The 10,986-nt window shown below is 27.4% G+C and carries 1 protein-coding gene; it reads right to left on the bottom strand.

The annotated features are described in order from the left end of the window. Window positions 1–340: 340 nt before the first annotated feature. Window positions 341–10,597: a lipoprotein 17-related variable surface protein gene (locus VBM88_RS02910; protein WP_323680438.1), complete on the bottom strand. Its 10,257-nt coding sequence runs from the start codon at window positions 10,595–10,597 to the stop codon at window positions 341–343. Window positions 10,598–10,986 lie beyond the last annotated feature (389 nt).

Below are 10,986 nucleotides of genomic sequence, written 5' to 3'. Positions count from 1 at the left end.
TGTCTTATTTATAGGCATATTCGTTTTTTAGACCTTCAAACTTGGAAACTCGGGTCTTAAATTAAAAATTTATAATTAAATTTACAATTCTAAATTAAATTTAATAATTACCGTTATATATACATTAAATATTTAAGTTTAATTATTAAAATTTTTAATTATTTTACATTATATATGTAAAAAAAAAAAAAAACTAGGACAAGAAAAGTAGACAGAAAAATAAAAAACTGTCTACTTTTCTTGTCCTAGTTTAATTGCACAAAATGTACAAAAAAATCAGCACCAAGCAAATTTGGTACTGATTAATTGACTAATTTTCTTGTTAATTATTACTTAACAATTATTTTTTCTTACCAAATATAAAGATAGCCATTCCCAATAATCAAGTTGCTACTGAAGCAGCTACAAAGTATGGTCAGATTAAGATTGGTGAGTTGTCTTTTAATCCTTTAGTAATAGCTGTTGTAAGCACATTTAATCCCTCAATATCTCCAGCCTTAGAAACTAATTGTTTAATGTTTTTAAGGTCTGTTGAGTTAAGTTTTTTCTTAGCTTTTGTAGATGTTTCAAAGTAATTGTGTTTAATTACAGCGTTTGCTAAAGTATCGATATTTGCAAGGTCTGAAGCGTCAGCTAATTCTTCAAAGTTATTTCTTGATTTGTTTGTTGTGATTGAATCAACTAAATCAAGTAAGTTTTGAGCTTTAGCAATAGCAGCTTCTCCATTTGTATCTGAGAATGCTTTTGAATTAAATTCATTAATTGCTTTAACAACATTTTCTCTATGTTTGTTTGAAACATCTGTTCCGTATGTACTTTGTAAGTATTGGTTCGTTAAATCGTTTAATTCATCTACTTTTTTATCGTAGATAGCTTTGTTTAAAGCTTTAGCGTCTTCGATAGCTTTTGCTAATGATTCACCATCTGTAGCGTTTTTAATAGCTTCAGAAGCTTTGAATTTTTCTGAATCTGATAAGTATGAAAGTTTATCAAGTTCTTTAAGAGCTTCTTCTTTAGCAGCATCTAAGTTTTCACTTCCATCAAGAGCAGCAGTTGCGTTGTTTAAATTATTTGTTAAATCAACGATGTTATCTACTGGCTTATTAAAGTTAGTAATATCTTTAATTGCTTCTACATCTGCTTTAGCTTCATCAAAGTTAGCTTTTGGTTGTTCTGAAGCTTTTGTGTAAGCAATTGTTTTTTGTGCTTTAGAAGCTTTATCTAGAGCTTCTTTAGCATTATTCATTAAAGTAGCATTGTTTACAATGTTATTTACATCTACAATAGCTTCTTTAGCATTAATATCAGATTTGGCAGTATCTTTTTGTGTTTTTGATAAGTAACTTAACTTATCAATAGCAGTAATAGCATCTGCTTTAGCTTTTGCTAAGTTTGAATCTCCGTTTAATGCTTTGTGAGCATCTTTAAGAGTTTGCACTTTATCTTGTAAGTTTTCTACAGCATTCTCAAAGTCTTCTTTGCTTTCTAATGAATTTAAATTATCCAATGCTGTAGTTAATGCATTTTGTTTGTCTGCATCAGCTTCTTTGAATTGAACTTTTTCTTTAACTGGGGCAATGTCTTTAATTGTTCCTAGAGCAGCATCAACTGCTGTTGTGTTTGTAACAATGTTATTTACATTGTCAATTGTGTTTTGTTCTTCAACTTTAGCTTTAGCAGCATCTTTTTGTGTTTCTGAGATGTTTTGTAATGCATTAATAGTTTTCTTAGCTTCTTTTTTATGCTTGTCTAATTCAGTTAAGAAACCACTTAAAGTAATAGTTTTAGATTGTTCTGATTCAATATCAGTTAAGTTTTCTTTAGTTGAAGCAATTTTATATTTAAAGGTAATTGAACCATCGGTATCATCAGCACTTAACTCAATAATTTTTAAATTAACTTGATTAATCGCTTCATTATCTAAGTTCATATCAAAATATGTACTTAAATTATTTAATACTTCATCTTTATTAGCTAATAATTCTGAAGGTAAAATTTCAGCTTGATTATCTAATTTATATTCAACATGAGATTGAATTGTATCATCTGCTAATAAATTATTAATTCTTTCTTTTTCAGTTAAAAATCCGTTAATAGTGAATTCTTTATCATCAACATGAATGTCATTTAAACCGTCTCTTGTTGAATAAATGCTATAAGTACCGCTTAAAGTACCATTTCTATCATCACGAGTTTTATTACTAATTGTAATATTTGTGGTTTTAACGTCATTTTCATTTAAATTACCGATAGTAATTTCAGTATCTGAAGCTTGTTTTTGATTTTTACCACTAACACTATTATTAAAATCAAAAACTAAACCTTCTAATCTTTGTAATTCAGTTTTGAAACCGCTTAATTTATTAGTATTAGCACTTCTTGTTTCATTAACAACAATTTCTGCACCTTCTAAACCTGGTTTAGTTGATTGCAAGGTATAACTTACTTTGATATATCCTTCACGATCATCACGTTCAGTAATAGTTAATGAATTTTCTTTAACTTTAATTTGAATTTGTTCTAAAGTTTCATTATTCTTTAATTTAACAATTACTTTTGAATCAATTACATCATTTTTATTATAAAGAGGTAAGTATTGATCACGATTTGTAAAATCAAGCACAATTTTTGGTAAGAAGTCTTCAATTCTTCTTTTCTCTTCTTCAGTATTTGTTAAGAAGCCAGCAAAATTAACAGGAGTTGATTCTTTAGAAATTACTTGTTGTTCTTTGAATGTTTCTTTTCAATTGCTTACTAATTTTTTCAAATCAGTTTGATCAGTATTTACTTGTCTATTTGAAATTAATTTGTATTTAACTCCAATTTCACCCGTATTATCATTTGCATCTGTTAGAAGTAAATCAGAGCTATGATCGCTTGTATTGTCGGCATTTTCTTTAATTGAAGCACTAAAATCATCTTTATTTAAAGTTGAAGCTTTTTGAGTCGCTTTATTAACGGTGTTATTTAATGAAATATTATATGGATTTGTATCAACTAATTTATTTAATCTAGTAGATTCTGTTTCAAATCCACTAATAATAATTTCTTTAGTATCAGAAACTACAGAATCAAAGTCTGGTTTAGTTGATTTAATTTGGAAACTTAAACGAATTTCACCAGTTAAATCATTGTAACCAACAATTTCTTGATTAATAAATTCATAATTATCTTTATTAAGAGTATCTCAAGTTCAATTAGTGGTTGCATTTGTTAAACTTGAAGCTTGTTCATTTGCTTTATTTGGATAATCAATACGATAAAGAACACCATTTTCAGCTTTGTCACTAAAATCAATAGAATCTAATCTTTCTTTTTCTTTTTGCGCTAAAGTTTTAAAGCCACTTAAAGTACCTGATTTGTTATATTGGTCGCTTGAAGTTACAGTGTCCAAGTTTTGTGAATGAACTGTACCTCTATTAGAAATAATTTGTCAAGTATAACTAATTTCACCTGTGTTATCATTAGCTGATTTCTCTACTACTTTTAAGTTATAGCTTGTATCTTGATTAGTTGCTAATTTATTTAAAATTAAGTCTTTTGATAATTGTGATGCCGTTCATTTATTATATTTGTCACTTGCGATATTTTTAATTCCAGCTTCAATTGCTAAGTTTTGGATAATTTCATCAAGACGCATTTGCTCAGTTTTAAAGCCTTTAATTTGTGCGTATTTATTAGCTGAAGTTACATCTTGATAAATTTCATCGCTTTTTTCAGAAACTAAATGGTATTGGATTCTAATAGAACCTTCAATTTCGTGTCTTGTATCAATACTATCAATTACAACTCTAGCTTCTGGATTAGTTTCTTTAATAGTTGCAATTACTTTTTTAATATCTGCATCTGAAGGTAAGGTTGTAATTTTCTTGTCATAATCTAATGTAACAGTTAAATTATTTAAACGTTCTTTTTCTGCTTCACGATCAATTTTATCTTGCTCTGCCTTAGTTCTGAAACCAGATACACTAATAGAACCTAAGGCAGTATTATCTGAAACAGGTGTTACAAAAGGAGCATTAGGATCAACTTCTCAATTAGAAATTAATTCAGCTTGAGTTTTGGTTGATCTAAGTTCGGCTTCAATATTAACAGTTCCTGCAGCATCATCTACACTTTCTTTAGAAACATTAATTAATTCAGCTTTATTTTCATTGCTTTGAGTATAGTAGAAATTACTTAAATCATCATTATCATCTACTGCTTTTGAAGGTATTGATAATGATTTTTGTGGATAATCAACATTAATATTTTGATTATACATCTCTTGACGTAAATTATTTAATCTACCTTTTTCAGTTAAATAATTATTAATAATAATTTCTTTTGGTTCTGAAACTACATCTTGACCGTTTTTGTTACTAATAACTTTAAATTGAACTTTTAAAGCCCCAATTACATCATTATAACCAATTACATTAGTGATGCTAATTCTTTCGTTAGCGTGATTATCTGGAGTTTTGAAAGCTAAGTTAATTTCATTATGCTTAGAAGCATCATTGAAAGCAGAAGCTAATTTAGTTGCATCACCTAAACCAACAAATTCATCATTGGTGTAAGCATCAATTATTTCTTTTTCTCTATCAATTGGGCTTTGGAAACCACCGATAGTAATTTCTTTAGTTACACTTGAAGTAACGTCACTTAAATTATCTTTAGTAGAAGTTAAATTATAAGTAACAATTACTTGTTGATTATTATTCGGATCTGCTTTTACATTAGTAATTTCAATTTTAGCTTTTGAATCATTTAATAATGTTTGGTTTGGACTCAACATTTCTTTTTTTACTTCTGAAGCTAAAACTTTATTTTTAGCTTTTTGTCCAGCATAAGTAATTTCTTTAGTGATTGTTTTGTCATTGATTACTTTGTCTAATCTTTGACTTTCAGTTAAAGTATTAAAAGTAGCAGTTCTTACCTCAGTAGAAACAATATCATCTAAATTAGTTCTTTTTGATTTAATCTTGTATTGAACGGTAAATGCACCAGTTTTATCATTAATAGAATTTGAAACAATTTTAACTTCATAAGCTTCATCTGTTTCGCTTGTAGCAAAAACGATATCGCTTGGTTTTATTTCAGAAACAGTTTTATTTAATTTAGCATTTTCACTTAAAGTAGGTTGATAACTAAGAGCGTCAATTCTTTCTTGCTCAGTTTTATATTTATCATTAGTTGCTAATTTAAAAGTATAAGTTTTAACTGCAGTTTCTGCATTAGTTAAATTTGCTTTAGTTGATCTTAATTTATATGAAATAGTTACATTTCCACTTCGATCATCTTGATCAGTAATAGCTAATTCAACTACTTCAGCTTCGCTATTCTCAGGTAAAATTACAGCTAAAGCACTATTAATCTTAGTAGCAGAAATTTCAGAAGGCATTAATTCTGAATTTTTATTTTCATATGAAACTTCTAATGAGTTTAAACGCTTAATTTCTTCAAGATTATTAGTTAAATAACCTGCAAACTTTGCAGTGTTAGATTGTTTAGATTTAATAGGATCTGAATTAGTAACAGCAGGTTCTCAATTATCTGAAACTAAATTATCTCTAGTTGAAATTAATGTATAAGCTACTCCAATTTCCCCTGTATCATCGTTTGAATTTAATGTTAAATTAGAATCGATTTTAACATTTTGATTAGCAAGAGAATCTGGAACATTAGTAACAAAATCAGCTGATGTTAAATCAGAAGGTTTTTTGTTTGTTGTTCCTGATTTTTGACTAATTACAGAATTAGGAGAAGTATTTGTAACTAAATCATTAATTCTGTCTAATTCAGTTTTGAAGCCAGAAATAGTTACAAATTTTTCTTCTGATTTAATAGTTTCAAGATTGTCTTTATTTGATTGCAATTTAAAGCCAAGCTTAATTTGTCCAGTAACATCATTGTAGCCTACAATTCTTTTTTCAACAAAAGTATATTGGCCATCTGCTTCAGGACTTCAAGTTCATTTATCACTATTTAAATCATTTAAACTAACTGAAGAAGCTAAAATTTTATCTTTGTCGCTTCTATCAATACTATAACCAGTTAAGCCATCTAATCTAGTTTTTTCACCATTTTTAAATCCTGTAATTGTTACACTATTAGCATCAGATTTTGGCACTGTGTAAGTGATATTAGTTAAATTATTATCTTGTCTTCAGAATAAATCTTCTTTAGATTTAGTTGAAGTTAAAGTGAAGTTTAAAGCGCTTTTGCCATAATCAGATTCTGGATTAATACTTGTGATATCGAAAGTTAATTTTTCATTTGTTGCATTTGAAAATGAATAATTAGCTTTATTTTTAGCAGTTTCTGAATTAGCTAATTCATCGGCAGCTGTAAAGTTAAGACTAATTTTACTTTGATCTTGATTAATACTATCAGCAATAGTGTTTAATCTTTGTTTTTCAGTTTGATAATTATCATTAGTATCTGCTTTAAATGTGTAAGTTTTTACTTTAGTTTTAACATCAGTTAAATCAGCTTTAGTTGAAACTATTTCATAAGTAATTTCAAGTGTACCATCAACATCATTAGCAGCAACTACTTGCATATTTTGAATAACAGCATCTGGTTGATTATCATTAATTGCCACAGTGAAAGGACTTTGATCAGTAGCATAATTTTTAGCCACATTAGTAGCATATAATTGTGGTTTATTATTAGTGTGATTAATAGTTAAACTGTATAAACGAGTACTTTCATCAAGTTTAGATTTAAGTTTGCTTAATTCATCTTTTAAAGCTTTATAGTTTTCTAAAGCTTTAGTATAAAGTCCACTGTAATTATTTGGATCTGTTTGTTCAACTTGATTGAATTTATCTTTATTTTGATTACCATCTGCTAAATTTGAATTAAATGCAGTAGTTAATTTGGTAGTCAAACTATCGGCAGCATTTTTGAGTGAATCAATAGCATTTTTATAACCAACATTATTATCTACCACATAATTAGTTTGTCATTGGTTAATTTTTTCTAATTCTTTACCAATTGCTAGGTCTAAGTCTTGAACTTTTTTGAATTGAGCTTCTTTATCACTTTCATTAGTAATTGTAGTATCAATTTCTTTTAACAATTGTTGTTTTAATTCAACTGTCATGTGTTTTAATTCATTTTGTCTTGGTAAATATGAACTAGAACCATCTAATTTAGATTTGGCACCATCAAGATCACTTAATAAAGTTTCAATTTCTGCGCTATTAGTAATTGTTGTAGTAGCAGAATCATCAATTACTGCCTTAGTTTGCTCGATAAGTTGTTTGTAGTTATCTTTTTCACTTTGAGTTTTTTCATAAGTATAAAGTTCATCAGTAATTTCATCATTATTATTTGGTTTAAGTGAATCAGGCAATTGATCATAGTATTCTTTTAATGCTTTCATTTGTGTATTTAAATTAGTTGCATTAGTTTTAAATGTTCCATAATTTTCAGGATTTACATAATCACTATCATTACTATCTGCAATATTTATTTGATCAATTAAAGATTGTTTTTGCTTAGCAGTTAAATTAGTTAATGAACGAATATGATCAATTAATGCTGCTTTATCATAAATTAGTTTTAAATTTGCATCATTACCAAATTGAGTAAATTCCTTGCTAATTGGATTAAGTTGAGCTTGATTGATTAATCTTGAAAATTCTGCCTTATCAGGTTCAGTTAAATTAGTTAATTTATTTAATTTAGCAATTGAATTAGTTTTAGCTTTAGCAAAAATTTTATTAATTTGTTCTGCTAATTCACTATTATTTGTGCTTCAAACAGCGTCTTTAACTGCTCCATTATTAGTTTCATAGTTATTTTGTAATCCTGCTAATAAAGTAGCAAATTCTTGTCTTTCAGTTTCATTACTTTCAACAAAAACAAATGATTCAACAGCTTTTTTAGCTTGATTTTTGTTACCATCTAAAGTATTTAAACTTTCAGTTAATAAATTAAGCCCATTATCCAATTTAGTTTCGAAGTTGTTAAACTTAACATAATCAGTTAAAAAGCCTTTACTTGGATCATTTAAAAAGATTTTTTGGTATTCTGCATTGTCAAAAGCATCAATAAATTTATTGTATTTTTCACCATCTTCATGAGAACTTAGAGTATTTTCAGAAACAGTTTCTTTTCAACTTCCATCGGCATTTTTTAAATTATTGTTAATTCAAGTTACATAACCATTTAAATATTTACGTTTCTGAATTGCATCAGCAACTTCTGCTTGGAATTGCTTCAATGTTTCTAAATTGGTATTTGAATTGGTTTCAACTAAGTTATCAATACCACTATTAGTTGCAGTTAATTTAAACTGATTATTGATAATGTCAATTGCTTTTTCTTTAAATAATTTAACTAAATTATCTTTTTCAGCTTTGGTTAAACTTTGGTATGCTTCAGGATAATTTTGACTAAACTCACTAGTTGCGAGATCATTAATCTTTCCACTAATTGTATTGTCATTAGCAACTTTGTATCCATCTAATTTTGCCACTTCTTGATCATAGGTTTGGTGATCTTTACCTAAAATGTTATTTAATTTAATACCTCATTCAGTAGCAGTTTTTTGCCCTTGTGGCAGAGGCTGATTGTTTTTTAAAGCATTTTTTCCAGTAGATAAAAATTCATGAACTTTCACAACCATGTCTTTTAAATTTTGAGTAGAAGAATAAGCAAAATTTAATTGAGAAATTAATTTGTTTTCATCGCTAGATAATCCTTTATTTGTATCAGAATAATAAATTTCATCAACTTCTGAAGAAAATTGAATCATAGGAATCATAAATCTCAATAATTTAATAAAAGTGTATACATACTTTTTATCATCAGGTGTACTTCTGTTGTTATGATCATTAAATCAAACATCACTTTCGCTACTATTTTCACCCCTATTTTTAAATTCATTATTAATAAATTTTTGAACTAATTCACTAACTCAACCTGATAAATTAGGGAAATCTGTTTGTAACATTTGTTCAATTCTTAATCTATCAGTAATAAGAGGAGTATAGGTTAAATCATTAAAAACATAAAAACCTTGAGAATCTTTTGTTGTAGAAGAAAGTTGCGCTTCTGCAATATTTCATTGATTTTGGAAATTAGTGTCTTTAATTTTTGCTTTAATTTTGAAAGTGCTTGGATCAATATTATTAAGCGGTGAATTTAAAGTGTATTCACTATAATATTCTCTTGCATTATTTATGTTATTGTATTTTGTTCTATCTAAATCAAGTAATTTAATTTCTGTTCCATCTTTATTAGTGTAATAAAGACCTACTTCATACAATTTATTATCAATTTCATCATCTTCTCTTCTTTTAAATGATTTAGGTAAATATATGTTGGTATCAGATGAATTAACTGTTTCTTTAATTCTAAATTTGTATTCAGATGATTTAGTTTTTTCACTTCTTATGATAAATCCAGATTCACCTTCAAAACCAGAGTTAAATCCAACATCAAAAAGAGTGTAAGCTCCACCTAAAAAGGTTGGAACAGAAGTGTTGCCATTTCATTTAAAATTAGGATTATCAACTGTTTCAAATTCAACAACTACAACGTTGTTTGATCATCCCCTATTTCTAGCATTTGGTGCATCAATGAAAAAACTAAACATATATCCGGCATTTTTTTCTAATAAATTTCAAAAACCAATACCTTCGTTATTTAATAAATCTTCATCATACAAGCCATCATCAATTAATTGTCTTGCTACTTCACCATTTTCAAATTTATTAATTTTTTTAATAGATTTATGATAGAAACCAGGTGTTCCCTTTCCAAGGGTAGTAACTTGGTCGTTAATTAATCTATTAGCAATATTTGAGCGGCTATCACGAGTTAAACCATTTTTTTCAGCAGTTGCTTGTTCTTCTGCTGTTCAAGGGTAGGCAGAATTAGTTCACAATCCTCTTAATCTAATTTCGCTATTATTGTTATATCCAGCTGCTCCAGCTGTAGAAGTATTTTCTGGATTTACTCAGTTAACAATGTTTTGTCACTTATCTTCAAAGTAAGGATTTTGAGAATAAAGCGGATTAATAAAAGTGTAATCACTTTTATTGGTTGGTAATTTAGTTCATGAAACCGGAATTTCCTTTGTTGAAACATTTGCATAATCAATAGCATTAATATCAGCTGGATAAAATGAAAATTTAACGAATGAATTATCCGCTAAAATCATGTCTTGAGAAAAATAAAAACCACCTAAATATCTGTTTTCTCTAAAATTAGCTGGTTGATTTTTATGAAAAATTAATTTTCATTTTCTACGTCTACCATTTAATGATTTATCATCAACCCAATTACCTCTTTTAGTAAATCTGTCAAAATAATTTGTATTTAAGAAATTAGGATTTCTATTATCAGTTACTGATGGATCACCAATAGTTACTAAATTTTGAGTTCCTTTATATCCATAGAATTGATACCCGTTTCCATTGTCATATGAACCATATTGACTATATCTTGTATTAGAATAAATGTCAGTATCTTCATAAAAGAAACTGTCATATTTAGTATCAGTAGTATCTTTACCCATATAGATAGGAACTGAAGAAATTAAAAGTATAGATGAAGAAAGGGTAGCGCTTAAAAGCGTAAATATATTTTTTTTCTTCATAAATGAAGTCTCCTGTTAATTGTTTTAATTAAATATAAATATATACACATTAAAATAAACATAAAAATAACTCAACTCATGCAAGTTATTATTAATGATTTCGAAATACATATGAAATCATTATATATATGTATATGTATATGGATGTATTATACATCTTATAGAAGAGCTTATAGAAGAATTATAAAAAAAAAACAAAACGTTTTGAAAATTGCATTAATTTTAGGTATGAAATTAATTCTTGTGAAGATTCTAAACAAAAGAAATGAACTGGGGCACTGAAAGTGGAAAGAAGGGTTAATTAGACATAATAACACCTCAATGTTGTTGAGGTGGTTTTACATTTATGAAATTTTTTGGTTTTTACAAAAAATACAAAAAAATCAGCA

The organism is Mycoplasma sp. 1232 (genome assembly GCF_034863345.1).
Classification (GTDB): Bacteria; Bacillota_I; Bacilli_A; order Mycoplasmatales; family Metamycoplasmataceae; genus Mycoplasmopsis.
This window is presented reverse-complemented; position numbering and strand designations above follow the sequence as displayed.